The organism is Exiguobacterium sp. SH5S4 (assembly GCF_004337045.1).
Lineage (GTDB): Bacteria > Bacillota > Bacilli > Exiguobacteriales > Exiguobacteriaceae > Exiguobacterium > Exiguobacterium aurantiacum_A.
Genome location: NZ_SJUQ01000007.1, coordinates 17,321 through 35,043, shown reverse-complemented (window position 1 = coordinate 35,043; position 17,723 = coordinate 17,321). Strand labels below are relative to the sequence as shown.

Genomic DNA, 17,723 nt, shown 5'->3' with positions numbered 1-17,723 from the left:
GGGAACAAGGAGTTTAGTGAGTGAGCAAAGAATTAGTTAGGTTAAGGGTTACCATCGATTCGGGAGCGGCAACACGTTCGACATTCGGCTTAATAGAGCTTACATATGCAATCCAAACCCAATTTTTTTTAGTCGTTTTTTGTCGACTCCCTTCATATTTAACAGTTCAGTTTTTTTTAACCATGGCTAGAAAAGCGAGAAGCTTTTATCATGGAAACAGCCTGAAAATTTAAGCTATACTCATGAGGAAGACGTGATGGCGTCAAATGAACTTAATATTTGATGTCATCGTTGTAAGACTCTGTTCGAAGGAGGAATTTTCTTGTCGGTGTTACATTTAGCTATCTTGTTGCCGCTCCTCGCGGCACCGTTCATCCCGTTTTTGTTTCGGGCGTTGAAACGGATCCATACGGGCTGGTTCGTACTGGTCGTCCCGGTGCTCCTGTTCGTCTACTTCTTCCGCTTCATCGGAATCACGAGTGCGGGAGACGTCGTGAGCGAAACGGTCGAGTGGATGCCGTCGCTCGGGATCAACTTTACCGCTTACGTGGACGGGCTTGGACTACTGTTTGCCCTCCTTATTACAGGGATCGGGGCGCTCGTCGTCCTGTATTCGATTTACTACTTGAACAAAGATAAAGAGTCGCTCGGTCACTTTTATGTGTACCTGCTTCTCTTCATGGGTGCGATGCTCGGTGTCGTCCTCTCGGATAACATGGTCGTCATGTACATGTTCTGGGAACTCACATCGATTTCGTCGTTCCTGTTGATCGGGTATTGGTATGAGAAAGAACGCTCTCGCTACGGGGCACGCAAGTCGATGCTGATCACCGTGTTCGGTGGTCTGTCAATGCTCGGCGGGATCGTCATCTTGGAGTCGATCGTCGGATCGTTCAGCATCCGCGACATGGTCGCAAATCAGGCGCTTATCGCCGAAAGTCCGTTCTTCGTCGCCGCCATGATTTTGATTTTGCTTGGGGCGTTCACGAAGTCGGCGCAATTCCCGTTCCACATCTGGTTGCCGGACGCGATGGAAGCACCGACCCCGGTCAGTGCGTACTTGCACTCGGCGACGATGGTCAAGGCCGGGCTCTACTTGGTCGCCCGGATGAGTCCGGTGTTCCAAGAATCATCGCTCTGGCTATGGATCATCGTCTCGGTCGGGACGTTCACGTTGTTCTGGGGAGCCTTCAACGCCGTCAAACAGACGGACTTGAAAGGGATACTCGCGTTCTCGACGGTCAGTCAGCTCGGTCTCATCATGTCGCTGCTCGGCCTTGGCGCCGCGGCGCTTCATTACGACGGGATCGACGACAACATCTTCATGGTCGCGACGATCGCGGCCATCTTCCACTTGATCAACCACGCCACGTTCAAAGGATCGTTGTTCATGATGGTCGGGATCGTCGACCACGAGACGGGCACACGTGACATCCGTAAGCTCGGCGGTCTCATGACCGTCATGCCGATCACGTTCACAATCGCCGTCATCGGCTCGTTGTCGATGGCAGGGTTACCGCCATTCAACGGCTTCCTCAGTAAAGAGATGTTCTTGAAGGCGACGACGAAAGTGTTCTCGATGGACTTCTTCGCGCTCGACACGATCGGGATCTTGATCCCTGTCGTCGCGTTCATCGCGAGCGTGTTCACGTTCATCTATAGCTTGATCATCTTTACACGGACGTTCATGGGGAAAGCCAAGTTCGACGAATTGCCGAAACAGCCGCACGAGGCACCAATCGGGATGCTCATCCCGCCGGCCATTTTAGCCATCCTCGTCGTCGTCCTCGGCTTCGTTCCGAACGTGTTGTCGAACTCGCTCATCAAGCCTGCCGTCGAGTCGATCTATCCGACGCTCGTCGCGAGCGGGCAAGAGGTCAAAGTCGACATCTACTTCTGGCACGGACCGACTCCAGAGCTATTTATGACGCTCGGGATTATCGCCCTCGGGACGCTCATGTTCTTCATGATCAACAAGTGGATGGGGATCTACAACCATATCCCGAACCGGCTGACGCTGAACGGCATGTACGACGGGTCGCTCGTCTGGTCGAACAAAGCGGCTTATCGCTTTAAAGACAACTACATGACCGGCTTCATCCGGTCCTACTTGATCTACATCTTCCTGTTCTTATCAGGGATGCTGTTGTTCTCGATGTACTGGTTCGACTTGTTCAACTTCTCGTTCGGCGAGATGGAGGCTGTCGCGCCGTATGAATATGTGCTCGGGGCGGTCATCATTTTGGCGGCGCTCGCGATTCTGTTCATGGGTTCACGCCTGCCATCGATCATCTTGCTCGGTGTCATCGGCTATTCGGTCGCCTTGTTCTTCGTGTTCTTCGGTGCACCGGACCTCGCTTTGACGCAGCTCGTCATCGAGACGGTATCGGTCGCCTTGTTCTTGCTCGTGTTCTACCACATGCCGGAGATCAGCAGAAAAGAAGTTCGCGTCAAATTTAAAGTGGAGAACGCGATCGTGTCGGTCATCGTTGGGGTGACGGTCATGTTGCTCAGCTTCATGGCACTGTCGAACCGATCGGTGTCTTCGATCTCTGAGTATTATAAAGAGAACGTCTACGACTTAGCAGCCGGAAAGAACATGGTCAACGTCGTCCTTGTCGACTTCCGGGGCTTTGATACGCTGTTCGAGATCGTCGTCCTCGCCGTTGCGGCAATCGGGATCTATACGATGATCAAATTTAGAACGACAGAACGCACGAAAGGAGCACGTGAACATGAATCGGAAAAATGATCAAGTGAATGACGTCATCTTACAGACGGCCGCGGTGATCATCTTCTTCATCATCATCATGTTTTCAATCAACCTATTCTTCGCCGGGCACTATTCGCCAGGCGGCGGGTTTGTCGGTGGATTGATGACGGCTGCTGCTCTCGTGTTGTTACTGCTCGCGTTCGACTCGAAGACGCTTGCGAACGTCTTACCGTTCGATTATCGAATGATGACGGCGCTCGGTCTCGCAATCTCGATCGTGACCTCACTCCATAGCATCTTTTGGGATCGTCCGTTCCTGACACATGCTTATGACAAGTTTGATTTGCCGCTCCTTGGTGAACAGACGCTTCACACGGCCATCGCTTTTGACTTAGGCGTCTACCTTGTGGTCATCGGTGTGACGATGACGATCATTCAAACGATTGGAGAGAGTGAATAATGGAAATCTTCGTTAGCATCATCATCGGGGTACTGACGATGAGCGCGGTCTACATGATTCTCTCAAAGAGTTTGTTGCGCATCATCATCGGTACCGGCCTGCTCAGTCACGCAGCCCACTTGCTCGTCTTGACGATGGGTGGACTGAAGACGGGAGCGGCACCTGTCCTCGTCGACGGGGTTACGGAATATACTGACCCGCTACCGCAAGCACTCGTCTTGACGGCGATCGTCATCAGCTTCGGTGTGACGGCGTTCTTCTTGGTACTCGCTTATCGGACGTACCAGGAGTTGACCACGGATAATATTGAGGAAATGAAAGGAACGGAATCGAATGATTAACTTACCGATCTTTCCGATTGTCATCCCTACACTTGCAGCGATCATCCTGATGTTCGCACCGAAACAGGTACGCCTACAACGTGTGATGGCACTCGGGGCTTTACTTGTCACGTTCGCGGTATCGGTGTTGCTCGTCTTCACCGTATCGCGAGACGGCATCTTGACCGTCAACCTCGGGAATTGGCCCGCACCGTTCGGGATCACGCTCGTCTCAGATATGTTGGCGGCGCTTCTCGTCACAACATCGACGTTGATCGTGTTCTTCATCGTCTGGTTTGCGACGCATTACTTCTCGGACGCTTATGAATCGAACTATGTGTACGTCGCGATGTTATTTTTACTCGTCGGTGTCAACGGCGCCTTCACGACGGGCGATATTTTCAACTTGTTCGTCTTCTTTGAAGTCTTCCTCATCTCTTCGTACGTCTTGATCGTACTCGGTGGGAAAGGCGTCCAGTTGCGCGAGTCGATCAAATACTTGCTCGTGAACGTCATCGCGTCGGCGCTGTTCGTCATGGCCGTCGCACTTCTTTACGGCGTCGTCGGGACGCTCAGTCTCGCTGACTTGGCCCAGAAGATCCCGCTCGTCGAAAATCAAAACGTCATCACCGTCATCGGTGTCTTATTCGTCATCGTCTTCGGTATGAAAGGGGCGCTCGTCCCGTTGCACTACTGGCTGCCTGGATCGTACGTCGTTGCCCCGACGCCGATCCTCGCCATGTTCGGTGCCTTGCTCACGAAAGTCGGCGTCTATTCGATCTTACGGACGTACACGCTCTTGTTCGACACAGGGTCGTTCATGCAGACGTTCTTGATCGCGCTCGCCGTGCTGACGATCGTCATCGGGATGATCGGGGCGATCGCCTATAACGATGTGAAGTTGATCATCATCTACAACATCATGATCGCGGTCGGCGTCATCCTTTACGGGATCGCCCTCAATACGCAGACGTCGCTCGAAGGGGCGCTCTACTATTTGATGCACGACATGCTCATCAAGGCCGCCTTGTTCATGCTCGTCGGGATGATGATCGGGATCACCGGTTCCGGTCAACTTCGCGACATGGGTGGATTGATCACCCGGTTCCCGCTGTTCGGATGGACGTTCTTCATCGCCGCGTTGTCACTCGCCGGCATTCCCCCGCTCAGTGGCTTCTTCGGTAAATTGTTGATCGTTCAAGGCGGGGTGGCCGACGGCGACTTGTTCGGCCCGCTTCTCATCTTGCTGTCGAGCTTGTTCGTTCTGTTCTCGGTCATTAAGATTTTCCTCTATGGCTTCTGGGGAGAAGAGAGACGCGTCTATGACGGTCCGCTCGTCCCGTATATGAACCGACTCATCGTGCCGACGTTGTTACTCGTCGCAGTGGCCGTCGCGTACGGATTCGGGGCCGAGGCGATGCATCCGTTTATTACCCAGGCAATCGAACCGCTCGTCGACCCGGAAATCTACATCGATGCCGTGATTAAGGAGTGATTTAGACATGGCTTACCAACTACTCATCAACTTTTTCTTGGCGTTCATCTGGATGTTCTTCACCGGTACGTTCACGACGAGCGGGTTTCTCGTCGGTTACTTGCTCGGGTTGCTCGTCATCTTCATGATGCGGCGGTTCTTCAAATCTGAAGGTACGGGCTTTTACTTCACACGTGTGATCAAGCTGTTCAAGCTGTTCTTGATTTTCGCACGTGAGCTCGTCATGGCGAACTTCGAGGTGTTACGTCTCGTCTTGAGCCCGAAATTGAAGATTCAACCTGGTATCTTCCGATATGAAACGTCACTGCGCACGGGTTGGAAAATCAGCCTGTTGTCGATGCTGATCTCGCTCACACCAGGGACGCTCGTCGTCCAAGTCTCGAAAGATAATAAAATACTTTATATCCACGCACTCAACATGCCGGATAAAGAGGCGCTCAAACGCGACATCTACAATAACTTTGAATCAACCATTAAGGAGGCGACGGAATGAGCATATTAGATATTTTAATTTACATTGCGCTCGCCATTCTCTTGCTTGCCATGCTCGGCATGTTGTATCGGGTCATCAAAGGGCCGACGACCGCTGACCGTGTCATCGCGCTCGATTCGATCGGGATTGCGTTGATTTCGGTCGTTGCGCTGTTGTCGATCTTGCTCGACACGACGATATTCTTCGAGGTCATTCTTTTGCTCAGCATCCTCGCCTTCATCGGTACGGTGGCGTTCTCGAAATTCTTAGAGAGAGGGGAGATCATTCATCATGACCGCGACAACGATCTTTGATATATTGACCGGCGTTTTCACGATCATCGGAGTGTTCTTCACGGTCGTTGCGGCGATCGGCCTCATCCGTTTGCCGGACGTCTATTCACGGACGCACGCGGCATCGAAGTCGGCGACGCTCGGCGTCATGTTCGTCTTGTTCGCGGCGGTGCTCCACGTCTGGGTCGACCAACGTATCTTCGACGCACGTCTCTTGCTCGGCTTGTTCTTCGTCTTGTTGACCGCGCCGGTCGGCGGACACTTGCTCGCCCGGGCGGCTCACGCTAAAGGCGTCCCGCTCTGGGAGAAGTCGTTACAGGACGCGCTCAAAGAAGATAAGGAAAAAGGGATCGAATGACGAAAGGCTCTTCCATACGACATGGAAGAGCCTTTTTTTTACATCAAGTGCGTCAAATCAGAGGCGGACGTCGGATAGGCGAACTCTAAGTGCTTAACGTGTTGATGGCTGATATTGTTTTGTATAATGAACGAGAACAAGTTGATAAGCTCGGGCGCGTGTTGCCCGATCAAGTGAGCGCCGATAACGTGACCGTCTTTGCTGAGCAAGACGCGCGAGAAGGCGGTCGCGTCATTGACCCGTTCATACGTAAGAAAGTGGGATATGTCATTATCTCTGCATTCATAGTCGATCCCGAGCGATTTCGCCTCGTCGACCGTCAGACCGACTTTGGCGATTGGCGGCGTCGTGAACACGACCGTCGGGGCCGGACGCTCCGGCAACGGACGTGTGTTGTTCCGCAACAGGTTAAGGGCGGCGATCCGTCCTTCTTGCCCGGCAAACGGGGTGAGCGCCGGGTTCGGACTTTTGGCGACGTCGCCGGCCGCATAGACGTTCGCGTTCGTCGTCTGTAAATAGTCGTTGACGGTGATCCCGTCCTTGTCCGCCTCGATGCCGGCCGCATCCAACCGCAGCCGCTCGATGCTCGGGATACGCCCCGTGGCGTTAAGGACGAGTCCTTCTAGGGTAGAGTCATCTGATAATGTCAAGATGTTCCCGTCGAGCTTGACGGGCTCGAGCCCGAACCGGACGTCGACGCCGATGTGGACCGTCTCATCGATGAGCCGCTTCACAATTTTTCGGTCGAACTGTTTAAGCGCCCGCGACCGGATGAGGAGCGTGACAGCGCTGCCGAACCGGCGGAGAATGTGCGCGAACTCGAACGCGATGTATCCGGCACCGACGATGGTGATCCGCTCGGGCAAGTCCTCGAGGTCGAACACGTCGTCGCTCGTGATGGCGTCTTCACCGCCTGGGATGTCGAGCGGGCGCGGGAGTTGGCCGGTCGCGATCAAAAACTGATGCGCCGAGATCTCATGGCCTTCGATGACGATCGAGTCTTCATCGATAAAGTGGGGCTCGCCCTCGTATAAGTCGATGTCATCTTCTTTCCACTTGTGCATCTTCGTCGTCGGGATGGCGAAGCGGTATTCATCGACACGTCGCTTGAAGGCGTGCCAGTCGAGCGTGATGTCTCCTTTGACGCCGAGCGGTTTCATGCGTTCGACTTTGGCGATGAGTTCCGCCCCTTCCGCGAGCATCTTTTTCGGATCGCACCCGCGTTGTGGGCACGTCCCGCCGAACGTCCAATTCTCGACGATGGCAATCCGTTTACCGGCGTCGCGTAAAATGTTCGCGGCTTGACTCGCTGCCGGACCGCTGCCGATGATGATTACGTCATATCGTTTCATCAAAAACCCTCCCTCTGAGACTTCATCAATTTTTTCCCGTCTTGGAGGAAGCTAAACTGAGGTGATAAAATTTGAGTCAAACTGACCACATTAAACATAAATTGGCGCTGCTCCCGGACGAACCGGGCTGTTACTTGCATAAGAACGAGTATGGCGAGATCGTCTACGTTGGGAAAGCGAAAAACTTAAAGAATCGCGTCCGCTCTTATTTTACTGGGGCACACGATATTAAAACGATGCGTCTCGTCGCCGAAATCCGTGACTTTGAATATATCGTCACGGCGAGCGAGCTCGAGGCACTCTTGCTCGAGATGACGCTCATTAAAAAACACGACCCGAAATACAACATCCGGTTGAAAGACGACAAATCGTATCCGTATATTAAAGTCACGAACGAGCCGTTCCCGCGGCTGCTCACGACACGTAAGTTGAAACGGGACGGCGGCCATTACTTCGGGCCATACCCGAACGCCTACGCCGCCAACGAGACGAAACGGTTGCTCGACAAGCTGTATCCGCTCCGGAAATGTCAGCCGATGCCACGGAAGCTCTGTCTGTACTACCACATCGGCCAATGTCTCGGTCCTTGTGAACTTGCTGTCGACACCGACGAGCAGAAGTCGATCGTCCAAGAGATCCGCCGTTTCTTGAACGGGGAGACGAGCGAGACGCTCGCCAAGCTCCAAGTCGATATGCACCAGGCGGCCGAGGATATGCAGTTCGAGCGGGCGGCCGAGCTCCGCGATCAGATCCGGGCCGTCGAATCGATCATGAACAAACAGAACATGATCACGGCCGACCCGACGGCGCGCGACGTCTTCGGCTATACGCTCGACCGGGGCTGGATGTGCGTCCAAGTGTTCTATATGCGCGGCGGCAAGATGATCGAACGCGACGTCTCGTTGTTCCCGCTCCACGGGGAACCGTCAGAAGAACTCGAGAGCTTCATCGTCCAGTTCTATGAGCAGAACGTGTTGCCGAAAGAAGTGCTCGTCCCAGAGATTGTCCGGATCGACTTGTTAGTCGAGGCGCTCGGGACGAAAGTGATGCAACCGAAACGCGGGGCGAAACGACAGTTGCTCGAGCTCGCGACGAAGAACGCGGGCATCGCCTTGAACGAGAAGTTCGAACTGCTCGCGCGTGATGAAGAGCGGACATTGCTCGCGATGCGTGAGCTCGGTGAGGCGATCGGTATCCCGAACTTGTCGCGCGTTGACATCATCGATAACGCCAACATCCAAGGGGCTGACGCCGTCTCGGCGCTCGTCGTCTTCGAGGACGGCAAGCCGCTCAAGAAAGAATATCGGAAGTACAAGATCCGGACCGTCCAAGGACCGGACGATTACGAGACGATGCGTGAAGTCGTCCGCCGCCGTTTCCGACGGCTGTTGACCGAGGAGAAACGTCTGCCGGATCTTTTATTGATCGATGGGGGACTCGGCCAGTTAAACGCCGCCCTTGACGTGTTGCAGAACGAGTTCGGCCTCGATTTGCCGGTCGGCTCGCTGAAGAAGGATGACCGCCACCGGACGAGCCAGCTTCTGTTCGGCGAAGGCGGCGATGTCGTCGAATTGAACTCGCGGTCAAGCGCGTTCTATCTGCTCCAGCGGATGCAAGACGAGGTTCACCGCTTCGCCATCACGTTCCACCGCAGCTTGCGGACGAAGAAGATGACGCAGTCGGTACTCGACGATATCCCGGGTGTCGGACCGAAGCGGCGTCAGCAACTGATCCGTCATTTCGGGTCGATGAAACAGATCCGCCTCGCCTCGCTCGAACAGTTGAAAGAAGCGGGGTTACCTGAGAAGCTCGCCGAGATCGTGCTCGAGCATGTGCACGAGGAGACGGACGAATGAGAGAGAGTGTGTCGCAAGCGATTCCTGCAATCGCCCGTCCTGTCGTCGCGGCATTCATTAAACGCGTGCACAAGATCGTATTTCCCCTTGAGCACCTGTATTTACATGGGTCCATCGCGATGGGAGGGTTTCATCCGGAACATAGTGATCTTGATTTTTTGATTGTCACAAGCCGTCCGCTGTCTCCTGAGGAGAAGCTGGCACTGACGCGTCTTTGTCTCGTGACATCAAACGAGCCATATCCAATCGAGCTGAGCGTACTCACGGTTCGTGATTTGACCGCCTGGCGACATCCGAGTCCATTCGATTTTCACTATAGCGAAGGATGGCGTACGCGCTTCGAGTCGGCGCTTCGGAACCGGGGCGTGGCGATGCTCCAATCAGGGATGACCGACCCAGACTTGGCGGCTCATGTGCGAGTCACATGTGAAAGAGGTCTCGTCCTCTATGGCGAAGCGCTCAAGGATGTGATTGTCGGCTTCAAGGAAGCAGATTATATGGACGCTCTTATGTGCGATGCAAACGACTGTCTCGACTCGATTCATGACACGCCGGTGTATAGCGTGCTCAATCTTACCCGCGTTTTGGCATACTGCTCAGATCGCCTCGTGTTATCGAAACAGGAAGCACTCGACTGGGCGAGCCACAGGAAGTTTCCGTCAGATTATGTCCAGACACTCAAGAAAGCTTCGGTGTCTTATGCGGGTGGTGAAATCTACTTTTCCGCAAACGAGTTGGATGCGTTCCGCGAATTTGCACACCGGAAACTCCAAGCTATATGAAGAAGAGCCGATGCGGTCGCATCGGCTCTTCTTATTCGTACGTATCTTTTCGGTCTAACTGGACGGTGATGTGGACGGTCTGACGCCCCGGATCGGCATAGCCTTCGGCGACGCATTGGAAACGACCGGCAATCTGTTCGGCCAAAAAACCAGCCTCGAGCTGGTAATATCCGTTCGCTTTCTCTTGGGTCGCAGGCGGCGGAGTGAGTTCAAACACGAACTTGCTCTCTTTTTCTTTCACGAGCGTCAACTGCCCCCAACCGGCTTCCGAAAAGAACGCGGTCAGTTCTTCATTCGGCATCGTCGGGAATTTGCGGGCGACCCGTTTCCCGGACCAATAGATGACTTGGGCGTAATCGTCTCCAAGCAAATCTGTCAACACATAGTCGCGAAGCAGTTCGATCGCGAAAGTGGGTTGGCTCATCGTTTCCATTTTTCTTCCATCACTCCAATCTCTCTATACTATTATAACGACCAATTTGGATTTGGTCACCGGGTATTTTCTAAAAGAATGTGGGACAAATCGGCTAGGTTATCTTGTCATACAAATTTCACAAGAGTAGAATAGGAGACATAAAGCTATATTTACATTTGAAAACGCTTTTATTTACAAAACGAGCCAAGGGCTCGTGAAAAGGGGGAACTAGAATGGCAGCGCGTCGTGACTATTTCAGTCGTAAAGTCCATTCGCTACTTGGGGTCATTCCAATCGGTCTGTTTTTGATCGTCCATTTGTCGGTCAACTACTATATCGTCGATGGGGTGGAGTCGTTCAACAAGGCAGCAAAATTTATGGAGAGCTTACCGTACTTGTACTTCCTTGAAGTGACAATCATTGCTTTGCCGATGATTTTCCACGGTGTGTACGGCGTGTATTACGCCTTCCTCGGTTCGGTCAACACGAACCGATACTCGTACGCGCGGAACTGGATGTACATGATTCAACGCTTCACGGGTGTATTCCTCGTCATCTTCATCGCGTGGCACGTTTGGGAAACGCGCTTGGCGAAGTTGCGTGGCGTCGAGGTCAATGCGGAGATGATGCAAAACATCGTCGACAACCCGCTCATGCTCATCTTCTACATAGTCGGGATCCTCTCGGCTACGTTCCACTTCGCGAACGGTCTCTGGTCGTTTGCCATCACGTGGGGAATCACACAGTCGCCGCGTTCACAACACTTCATGAGCTACGTCTCTGGAGCTGTGTTCTTGGCACTATCTTTTGTCGGCATCCGTTCAATCTTGACGTTCGCGGGCATCTTGTAATAGGGGGAAATGTATATGGCAAATCAAAGTTTGATCGTCATCGGTGGCGGTCTGGCTGGACTCATGGCGACAATCAAGTCGGCAGAGATGGGTGTTCCGGTTAAACTATTCTCGCTTGTACCGGTCAAGCGTTCACATTCAGTTTGTGCTCAAGGTGGTATCAACGGAGCCGTCAACACGAAAGGGGAAGGGGATTCTACTTGGCAACACTTCGATGACACGGTTTACGGCGGGGACTTCCTTGCCAACCAACTGCCAGTCCAAAAGATGGCGGAAGCGGCACCGAAAATCATCCACATGTTCGACCGGATGGGCGTCATGTTCAACCGGACGCCGGAAGGTCTGCTCGACTTCCGCCGCTTCGGGGGCACGCTCTATCATCGGACGGCTTACGCCGGCGCGACGACAGGGCAACAGCTCTTGTACGCGCTAGACGAACAAGTCCGTCGCTTCGAGGCGCAAGGTCTCGTCGAGAAATATGAGGGCTGGGAGTTTCTCCGTGCCATCGTCGACGAAACGGGTATTTGCCGCGGTGCGGTCTGTCAGGATTTACGCTCGATGGAAATTAAAGCGTTCCCATCGGATGCGGTCATCCTCGCGACAGGCGGCCCAGGTGTCATCTTCGGCAAATCGACGAACTCGGTCATCAACACAGGGCAAGCGGCCGGAGCGGTTTACCGCCAAGGTGCCGTCTACGCCAACGGGGAGTTCATCCAAATCCACCCGACGGCGATCCCAGGGGACGACAAGCTTCGGCTCATGAGTGAGTCGGCGCGTGGAGAAGGCGGACGTGTTTGGACATACAAAGACGGAAAACCTTGGTACTTCCTTGAAGAGAAGTATCCGGACTACGGAAACCTCGTACCGCGTGACATCGCGACACGTGAGATTTTCGAAGTCTGCGTCAACCAAAAGCTCGGCGTCAACGGCGAGAACATGGTCTATCTCGATTTGTCGCATAAAGATTCGAAAGAACTCGACATCAAGCTCGGCGGTATTCTTGAAATTTATGAGAAGTTCGTCGGCGACGATCCGCGTAAAGTACCGATGAAGATCTTCCCGGCCGTTCACTACTCGATGGGTGGACTATGGGTCGACTACGATCAAATGACGAACATCCCAGGGCTGTTCGCAGCCGGCGAGTGTGACTATTCGATGCACGGGGCGAACCGTCTCGGCGCGAACTCACTCTTGTCTGCCGTTTACGGCGGAATGGAGGCCGGTCCTGCGGCGGTCAACTATATGCGCGGTCTTGACCAAGCGACCGAGAGCGTGCCAGAAGCGCTCTTCAACTTCAACGAACGTGAAGAAATCGAGCGGTTCAATGACATTCTCGCGATGGAAGGTACGGAGAACGCCTACCAGATTCACCGGGAACTCGGCGAACTCATGACCGACAACGTCACGGTCGTTCGTTACAACGATAAGCTCGAAGCGACAGACTTGAAGCTACGCGAGCTACGCGAACGCTTCAACAACATCTCAGCGACCGATACGGCGCGCTGGAGCAACCAAGGTGCCTCGTTCATCCGTCAACTCGACCACATGCTCGACCTCGCGCGCGTCATCACGCTCGGCGCCCTTAAACGCGACGAGAGCCGTGGCGCTCATTACAAACCGGACTTCCCGGAACGGAATGACGAGTTGTTCATGAAGACGACGATGGCACGTTACAACGAAGGGGAAGTCGATATCTCGTTTGAAGAGATCGACGTTTCGTTAATCCCGCCACGTAAACGGGATTACTCGAAGAAAGGGGCGAAGACGAAATGACGACGCCGATGCAGTCTGAGCATAAAGATATTCGTTTTATCATCGAACGCCAGGACGGTCCGGATCAAGCGGCCTACTCGGAAGAGTTCTCGGTCCCATATCGTCCGAACATGAACGTCATCTCGGCGCTCATGGAGATCCGCCGCAACCCGGTCAACGCTGAAGGCAACAAGACGACACCGATCACCTGGGACATGAACTGTCTTGAGGAAGTGTGCGGCGCTTGTTCGATGATCATCAACGGCAAGCCGCGCCAGTCGTGTACGGCGCTCGTCGATAAACTCGAGCAGCCGATCCGCCTTGCTCCGATGAAGACGTTCCCGGTCATCCGTGATCTTCAAGTCGACCGTCAGCGCATGTTCGACGCTTTGAAAAAAGTGAAGGCGTGGGTACCGATCGATGGCACGTACGACCTCGGTCCAGGACCACGGATGCCAGAGAACAAACGTCAATGGGCGTATGAACTATCGAAATGTATGACGTGCGGTGTCTGCCTTGAGGCTTGCCCGAACGTCAACGACAAGTCGAACTTCATCGGCCCGGCCGCACTCTCACAAGTCCGTCTCTTCAACTCGCATCCGACCGGCGCTTTCCACGCGGAAGAACGTCTCGAAGCGCTAATGGAAGACGGAGGCATCATGCAGTGCGGAAACGCACAAAACTGTGTCGAGGTTTGTCCGAAAGGCATTCCGCTCACGACGTCAATCGCCGCGATGAACCGTCAGACGACGCTTCACTCGTTCAAACAGTTCTTCGGCAGCGACAAAGGTCGTACCGGTTCTGCGGTCGAGGCGTAACGTTTGCCGATGTCAAAGTATTTTCGGGAACCCGGTTGGGAAACGCGTGTCAGGTCAGGAATCGAGCTCGACGTCAAAGTCCGCTTTTCGGAGTGCGACCCGTACGGCCATATGAATAACACGATCCCGTTCATCTATTTTGAGGATGCGCGGATTGAGCTGCTCGAAGCGACAGGATTTTCCTTGAAAGACGGCTTCGTCGTCGTGGCGGACGCCCAGTGCGATTACGTCCGACAAGTGATGCCGCGGCAACTGTTGAAAGTGTATGCCAATGTCTTGACGGTCGGAAACACTTCATGTGATATTCATTACGGCGCATATGATGGAGATCAACTCATGTTCGCGGGCCGTACGAGCCTCGTGCATTTGTCAAAAGCCGGTCGCCCGGCCGAATGGACTCCAGAATATAAAAATCGCTTGCAGAATTTTTGCGAATCCGCTATCATTTGATAATGAGTTCACAAACAAAAATTTCTGCCGGTTCGCCTGCAGAATTCAGATTTGAAGGGAGACTATCACGTCATGGAAAAAACATTCACAGTCGTTGCTGATTCAGGAATCCACGCTCGTCCAGCTACTCAGTTGGTCAACACAGCTTCTAAGTTCCAATCAGATATCAACCTTGAGTACAACGGTAAGACAGTTAACTTGAAGTCGATCATGGGTGTACTTTCACTCGGAATCGCTAAAGATTCAACAATCAAGATCACTGCAGCAGGAGACGATGCAGAAGAAGCGGTTAACACGCTTTCTGACATGCTCACTAGCGAAGGTCTTGCTCAGTAATTCGGGCAACGGACGAGGCGGCCAATCGGCTACCTCGTCTTTTTTTGTTTGTCATGACACCGTTTCTTTTTTGGATACGGCTTTTTTGGTAAGATAGATGGGAATGGAAGTGATATTCATGAAACGAGCGATTGGAGTACTCGATTCAGGTGTTGGCGGTTTGACCGTGGTCAAAGAACTGATCCGCCAGCTGCCGAAAGAAGAAATCATCTATATCGGCGACACGGAGCGCTGTCCGTATGGGCCGCGCCCGCACGATGAGATTGAAGCATATACGTGGGAATTGATTGAATTCCTATTAGAGAAAGACGTCAAGATGATCGTCATCGCCTGCAACACGGCGACGGCCGTCGTCTTGAAAGAAGCGCGCAAACGCCTCAACATCCCGGTCATCGGTGTCATCGACCCGGGCGCCCGGGCTGCCGTCAAAGGCACGCGCAACAAACATATCGGTGTTATCGGCACGAAGATGACGGTCGAAAGCAATTCGTACGAGACGGCGCTCCGTCACGTCGCGGGCGAGATTGATGTCTATTCGCTCGCTTGCCCGCCGTTCGTCCCGCTCGTCGAAGCGGGCCAACTGAGCGGCGAACGCGTCCGGTCGATCGTCGCCGAGACGATCCTGCCGCTCCAAGCTTCGGAGATGGACACGCTCATCCTCGGGTGCACCCATTATCCGTTGCTTGCGCCGGTCATCCAAGACGTCGTCGGACCCGATGTCCATTTGATTTCGTCAGGTGATGAGACGGCGCTCGAAGTGGCGGCGATCCTTGATTTTAAAGAACTTGAGAACGATTTGGATACCGTCCCGACGCATCAGTTTTATGCGACCGGGGATGTCGCCATCTTCAACCGATTGGCGACAGAGTGGCTTGGCCAACCCGTGAAAGCGGAGAAAGTAGAGGTGTCTGGTGTCGATGCGTAACGAAAGACAACATGATGAACTGCGGACCGTTGAGATCATTCCGCACGTGAACAAACATGCCGAAGGCTCGGTCTTGATCTCGATCGGGGACACGAAAGTGATCTGTACGGCGACGGTCGAAGAACGCGTCCCGAACTTCCTGCGTGGGAAGAAACAGGGCTGGATCAACGCGGAGTACGCGATGCTGCCACGGGCGACGGGTAACCGGACCGTCCGGGAATCCGTTCGCGGTAAGCAGACAGGACGGACGATGGAGATTCAACGGTTGATTTCGCGTTCACTCCGTTCGGTTGTCGATTTGAACAGACTCGGCGAACGGACGATCTGGATCGATTGTGACGTCATCCAAGCAGATGGCGGCACACGGACAGCGTCGATCACAGGGGGTTTTTGTGCGCTCGTGCTCGCGGTCGACGCGCTCATCCGTCAAGGCAAGCTCGGCGACACGCCGATCAAAGAAGGCGTCGCCGCCATCTCGGTCGGTCGGACGAACGAGCTGTTGCTCGACTTGAACTATGAAGAAGATGCGGCGGCCGAAGTTGACATGAACGTCGTCATGACGGCGAGCGGACGCTTCGTCGAAGTGCAAGGCACGGGTGAAGAAGCGACGTTCACGCTGCAAGAAATGAATGAGATGCTACAGATGGCCCAAGGTGGGATCGAGACGCTGTTCAAAGCAGCAGAAGACGCGCTCGGTGCCTCATGGTGGTATGTCGGGGAACAAATGGAGGAAACGATATGAAACTGATTGTCGCGACACGCAACAAAGGGAAAGTGGTTGAAATCGAAGGGATGCTCACGCCGCTCGGCTTTGAAGTCGAGTCGCTCTTGGACTATCCGGATGCACCGGAAACGGATGAGACGGGCACGACGTTCGAAGCGAACGCCGAACTGAAAGCGACCGAGGCGGCCCGTTACTTTGGGCACGCCGTCCTCGCCGACGACTCGGGGCTTGAAGTCGATGCGCTCGACGGTGCCCCAGGCGTCTATTCGGCCCGCTTCGCCGGTCCTGAGAAGTCGGACGCGGCGAACAACGCGCTCCTGCTCGAGAAGTTGAACGGGGCGAACGACCGCTCGGCCCGCTTCGTCTGCGCACTCTGCCTCGCCAAACCGACAGGCGAGACGTTGACGGTGCGCGGGGCAATCGAAGGCACGATCGGCTATGCGCCCCACGGGGAAAATGGATTCGGGTACGACCCGCTCTTTATCGTCCCGTCGCTCCATAAGACGGCAGCAGAGCTCGAGCGTGACGAAAAGGCGGCGGTCAGTCACCGCGGTCAGGCGTTAAGAAAACTAGAGGCAGAAATCATTCCATTTATGAAAGGTTGAGGTGTATGCGTTTTCTCGTAGTCAGTGACAGTCACGGATTGACAGACGAACTATCGACTATCTTTACTCGGCATGAAACTGAGATTGAGGACGCGTTTCATTGCGGCGACTCCCAGCTCGCGCTCGTCGACGAGCACTTGTTGCCGTATCGGACCGTCCGCGGGAACTGTGACTTCGGGGGCGACTTGCCGCTCGAACGGGTCGAAGAGACACCTGAAGGTACGGTTTTAATCGTCCACGGCCATCACCATGACGTGAAGTTCGATTTGAACCGGTTGCGTTATCGGGCCGAGGAAATCGGGGCGAACGTCGTCTTGTACGGTCACTCGCACGTAGCCGGGGCCGTCATCGAAGACGGGGTGCTCTACGTGAACCCGGGCTCGATCCGGATGCCGCGCGGACGCTCGGACAAGACGTACGCGTTGATCGACCTTGACGCCGGTCAGGCAGCGGTCCGGTTTTACCGGTCGGAGGACGGGACGCACGTCGAAGATTTAGACTTGTCCGGACAACTTTGAACAAAACAGAAAGAACCAATTGACAGCAAAGCATTTTTCTATTATAGTTTTCTTGTCAATGTCCCAATAGCTCAGCTGGATAGAGCAACGCCCTTCAAGACAAATAGGAGCCTTTATAGGGAAACAGAAACCTATAGAGTGGACGACACTATATCGGTGAAGCCTTAACAGATCATGCTGATGGTAATACCGAGGAAACTTACGATCTCTTCTGAAGGAGTAGTGATA

General features: G+C 54.0%; 20 protein-coding genes. 18 read left to right on the top strand and 2 right to left on the bottom strand.

Annotation, left to right across the window (positions count from 1 at the left end):
* The first annotated feature begins 322 nt into the window (after positions 1-322).
* Genes EVJ32_RS05905 through mnhG form a run of 7 tightly spaced genes read left to right on the top strand, consistent with a single transcriptional unit; the run spans position 323 to position 6,111 of the window.
* A complete protein-coding gene (locus tag EVJ32_RS05905) occupies positions 323-2,752 on the top strand; it encodes a Na+/H+ antiporter subunit A (RefSeq protein ID WP_131457436.1) in 2,430 nt (809 codons plus the stop codon).
* Complete coding sequence (locus EVJ32_RS05900; protein ID WP_131457434.1) at positions 2,736-3,173, top strand: Na(+)/H(+) antiporter subunit B; 438 nt, start codon at positions 2,736-2,738, stop codon at positions 3,171-3,173. The genes EVJ32_RS05905 and EVJ32_RS05900 overlap by 17 nt, the downstream gene beginning before the upstream one ends.
* Complete coding sequence (locus EVJ32_RS05895) at positions 3,173-3,514, top strand: Na(+)/H(+) antiporter subunit C (RefSeq protein ID WP_071399343.1); 342 nt, start codon at positions 3,173-3,175, stop codon at positions 3,512-3,514. Before EVJ32_RS05900 ends, EVJ32_RS05895 begins: the two co-directional genes overlap by 1 nt.
* Positions 3,507-4,988, top strand: a complete 1,482-nt coding sequence (locus tag EVJ32_RS05890) for a Na+/H+ antiporter subunit D (protein WP_131457432.1) — start codon at positions 3,507-3,509, stop codon at positions 4,986-4,988. Before EVJ32_RS05895 ends, EVJ32_RS05890 begins: the two co-directional genes overlap by 8 nt.
* Before the next feature lie 7 nt (positions 4,989-4,995).
* Positions 4,996-5,481 carry a Na+/H+ antiporter subunit E gene (locus tag EVJ32_RS05885; RefSeq protein ID WP_131457429.1) on the top strand — a complete coding sequence of 162 codons (486 nt, stop codon included), beginning with the start codon at positions 4,996-4,998 and terminating at the stop codon, positions 5,479-5,481.
* Positions 5,478-5,774, top strand: coding sequence for a Na(+)/H(+) antiporter subunit F1 (locus EVJ32_RS05880; protein ID WP_201738315.1), 297 nt, complete (start codon positions 5,478-5,480; stop codon positions 5,772-5,774). The genes EVJ32_RS05885 and EVJ32_RS05880 overlap by 4 nt, the downstream gene beginning before the upstream one ends.
* A complete protein-coding gene (mnhG, locus tag EVJ32_RS05875) occupies positions 5,752-6,111 on the top strand; it encodes a monovalent cation/H(+) antiporter subunit G (protein ID WP_016510023.1) in 360 nt (119 codons plus the stop codon). Before EVJ32_RS05880 ends, mnhG begins: the two co-directional genes overlap by 23 nt.
* Before the next feature lie 38 nt (positions 6,112-6,149).
* Here mnhG and EVJ32_RS05870 read toward each other — a convergent pair whose 3' ends face one another.
* Positions 6,150-7,463 (bottom strand): dihydrolipoyl dehydrogenase family protein, encoded by a 1,314-nt coding sequence (locus EVJ32_RS05870; RefSeq protein ID WP_131457427.1) that lies wholly within the window; start codon positions 7,461-7,463, stop codon positions 6,150-6,152.
* Between the two features lie 71 nt (positions 7,464-7,534).
* Here EVJ32_RS05870 and uvrC point away from each other — a divergent pair, with 71 nt between their 5' ends.
* Both uvrC and EVJ32_RS05860 read left to right on the top strand, forming a co-directional pair.
* On the top strand, positions 7,535-9,319 hold the full coding sequence (gene uvrC, locus EVJ32_RS05865) for an excinuclease ABC subunit UvrC (RefSeq protein WP_131457425.1): 1,785 nt from the start codon (positions 7,535-7,537) through the stop codon (positions 9,317-9,319).
* Entirely contained in the window at positions 9,316-10,101 is a 786-nt protein-coding gene (locus EVJ32_RS05860; protein ID WP_131457422.1) for an aminoglycoside adenylyltransferase domain-containing protein, read from the top strand. The genes uvrC and EVJ32_RS05860 overlap by 4 nt, the downstream gene beginning before the upstream one ends.
* A gap of 31 nt (positions 10,102-10,132) precedes the next feature.
* Here EVJ32_RS05860 and EVJ32_RS05855 read toward each other — a convergent pair whose 3' ends face one another.
* Complete coding sequence (locus EVJ32_RS05855; protein ID WP_236635484.1) at positions 10,133-10,525, bottom strand: YslB family protein; 393 nt, start codon at positions 10,523-10,525, stop codon at positions 10,133-10,135.
* 224 nt (positions 10,526-10,749) lie between these two features.
* Between EVJ32_RS05855 and EVJ32_RS05850 the strand changes: the two genes are divergently transcribed.
* The 9 genes from EVJ32_RS05850 to EVJ32_RS05810 all read left to right on the top strand — a co-directional run bounded on the left by EVJ32_RS05850 (position 10,750) and on the right by EVJ32_RS05810 (position 17,495).
* Positions 10,750-11,367 carry a succinate dehydrogenase cytochrome b558 subunit gene (locus EVJ32_RS05850; protein ID WP_070327733.1) on the top strand — a complete coding sequence of 206 codons (618 nt, stop codon included), beginning with the start codon at positions 10,750-10,752 and terminating at the stop codon, positions 11,365-11,367.
* Positions 11,368-11,382: 15 nt separating this feature from the next.
* Complete coding sequence (gene sdhA / locus EVJ32_RS05845; RefSeq protein ID WP_131457418.1) at positions 11,383-13,140, top strand: succinate dehydrogenase flavoprotein subunit; 1,758 nt, start codon at positions 11,383-11,385, stop codon at positions 13,138-13,140.
* 8 nt (positions 13,141-13,148) lie between these two features.
* Positions 13,149-13,937, top strand: a complete 789-nt coding sequence (gene sdhB / locus EVJ32_RS05840; RefSeq protein WP_201739228.1) for a succinate dehydrogenase iron-sulfur subunit — start codon at positions 13,149-13,151, stop codon at positions 13,935-13,937.
* Positions 13,938-13,946: 9 nt separating this feature from the next.
* Positions 13,947-14,387: an acyl-CoA thioesterase gene (locus EVJ32_RS05835; protein ID WP_131457414.1), complete on the top strand. Its 441-nt coding sequence runs from the start codon at positions 13,947-13,949 to the stop codon at positions 14,385-14,387.
* A 72-nt stretch (positions 14,388-14,459) separates the two neighbouring features.
* Positions 14,460-14,723: a phosphocarrier protein HPr gene (locus EVJ32_RS05830; RefSeq protein WP_021066838.1), complete on the top strand. Its 264-nt coding sequence runs from the start codon at positions 14,460-14,462 to the stop codon at positions 14,721-14,723.
* 118 nt (positions 14,724-14,841) lie between these two features.
* Positions 14,842-15,648: a glutamate racemase gene (racE, locus tag EVJ32_RS05825; RefSeq protein ID WP_131457412.1), complete on the top strand. Its 807-nt coding sequence runs from the start codon at positions 14,842-14,844 to the stop codon at positions 15,646-15,648.
* Complete coding sequence (rph, locus tag EVJ32_RS05820) at positions 15,641-16,390, top strand: ribonuclease PH (protein ID WP_131457410.1); 750 nt, start codon at positions 15,641-15,643, stop codon at positions 16,388-16,390. The genes racE and rph overlap by 8 nt, the downstream gene beginning before the upstream one ends.
* The gene (locus EVJ32_RS05815) at positions 16,387-16,977 is read left to right on the top strand and encodes an XTP/dITP diphosphatase (protein ID WP_131457408.1); all 591 of its coding nucleotides are present in this window, start codon (positions 16,387-16,389) and stop codon (positions 16,975-16,977) included. Before rph ends, EVJ32_RS05815 begins: the two co-directional genes overlap by 4 nt.
* A 5-nt stretch (positions 16,978-16,982) precedes the next feature.
* Positions 16,983-17,495: a metallophosphoesterase family protein gene (locus tag EVJ32_RS05810; RefSeq protein WP_131457406.1), complete on the top strand. Its 513-nt coding sequence runs from the start codon at positions 16,983-16,985 to the stop codon at positions 17,493-17,495.
* Positions 17,496-17,723 lie beyond the last annotated feature (228 nt).

Bases quoted from the DNA above. Each gene is read 5' to 3' on its own strand.
- EVJ32_RS05900 (WP_131457434.1), top strand. From the start codon at position 2,736: ATGAATCGGAAAAATGATCAAGTGAATGACGTCATCTTACAGACGGCC.
- EVJ32_RS05895 (WP_071399343.1), top strand. From the start codon at position 3,173: ATGGAAATCTTCGTTAGCATCATCATCGGGGTACTGACGATGAGCGCG.
- EVJ32_RS05890 (WP_131457432.1), top strand. From the start codon at position 3,507: ATGATTAACTTACCGATCTTTCCGATTGTCATCCCTACACTTGCAGCG.
- EVJ32_RS05885 (WP_131457429.1), top strand. From the start codon at position 4,996: ATGGCTTACCAACTACTCATCAACTTTTTCTTGGCGTTCATCTGGATG.
- EVJ32_RS05880 (WP_201738315.1), top strand. From the start codon at position 5,478: ATGAGCATATTAGATATTTTAATTTACATTGCGCTCGCCATTCTCTTG.
- mnhG (WP_016510023.1), top strand. From the start codon at position 5,752: ATGACCGCGACAACGATCTTTGATATATTGACCGGCGTTTTCACGATC.
- EVJ32_RS05870 (WP_131457427.1), bottom strand. From the start codon at position 7,463: ATGAAACGATATGACGTAATCATCATCGGCAGCGGTCCGGCAGCGAGT.
- EVJ32_RS05860 (WP_131457422.1), top strand. From the start codon at position 9,316: ATGAGAGAGAGTGTGTCGCAAGCGATTCCTGCAATCGCCCGTCCTGTC.
- EVJ32_RS05855 (WP_236635484.1), bottom strand. From the start codon at position 10,525: ATGAGCCAACCCACTTTCGCGATCGAACTGCTTCGCGACTATGTGTTG.
- EVJ32_RS05850 (WP_070327733.1), top strand. From the start codon at position 10,750: ATGGCAGCGCGTCGTGACTATTTCAGTCGTAAAGTCCATTCGCTACTT.
- sdhA (WP_131457418.1), top strand. From the start codon at position 11,383: ATGGCAAATCAAAGTTTGATCGTCATCGGTGGCGGTCTGGCTGGACTC.
- sdhB (WP_201739228.1), top strand. From the start codon at position 13,149: ATGCAGTCTGAGCATAAAGATATTCGTTTTATCATCGAACGCCAGGAC.
- EVJ32_RS05835 (WP_131457414.1), top strand. From the start codon at position 13,947: ATGTCAAAGTATTTTCGGGAACCCGGTTGGGAAACGCGTGTCAGGTCA.
- EVJ32_RS05830 (WP_021066838.1), top strand. From the start codon at position 14,460: ATGGAAAAAACATTCACAGTCGTTGCTGATTCAGGAATCCACGCTCGT.
- racE (WP_131457412.1), top strand. From the start codon at position 14,842: ATGAAACGAGCGATTGGAGTACTCGATTCAGGTGTTGGCGGTTTGACC.
- rph (WP_131457410.1), top strand. From the start codon at position 15,641: ATGCGTAACGAAAGACAACATGATGAACTGCGGACCGTTGAGATCATT.
- EVJ32_RS05815 (WP_131457408.1), top strand. From the start codon at position 16,387: ATGAAACTGATTGTCGCGACACGCAACAAAGGGAAAGTGGTTGAAATC.
- EVJ32_RS05810 (WP_131457406.1), top strand. From the start codon at position 16,983: ATGCGTTTTCTCGTAGTCAGTGACAGTCACGGATTGACAGACGAACTA.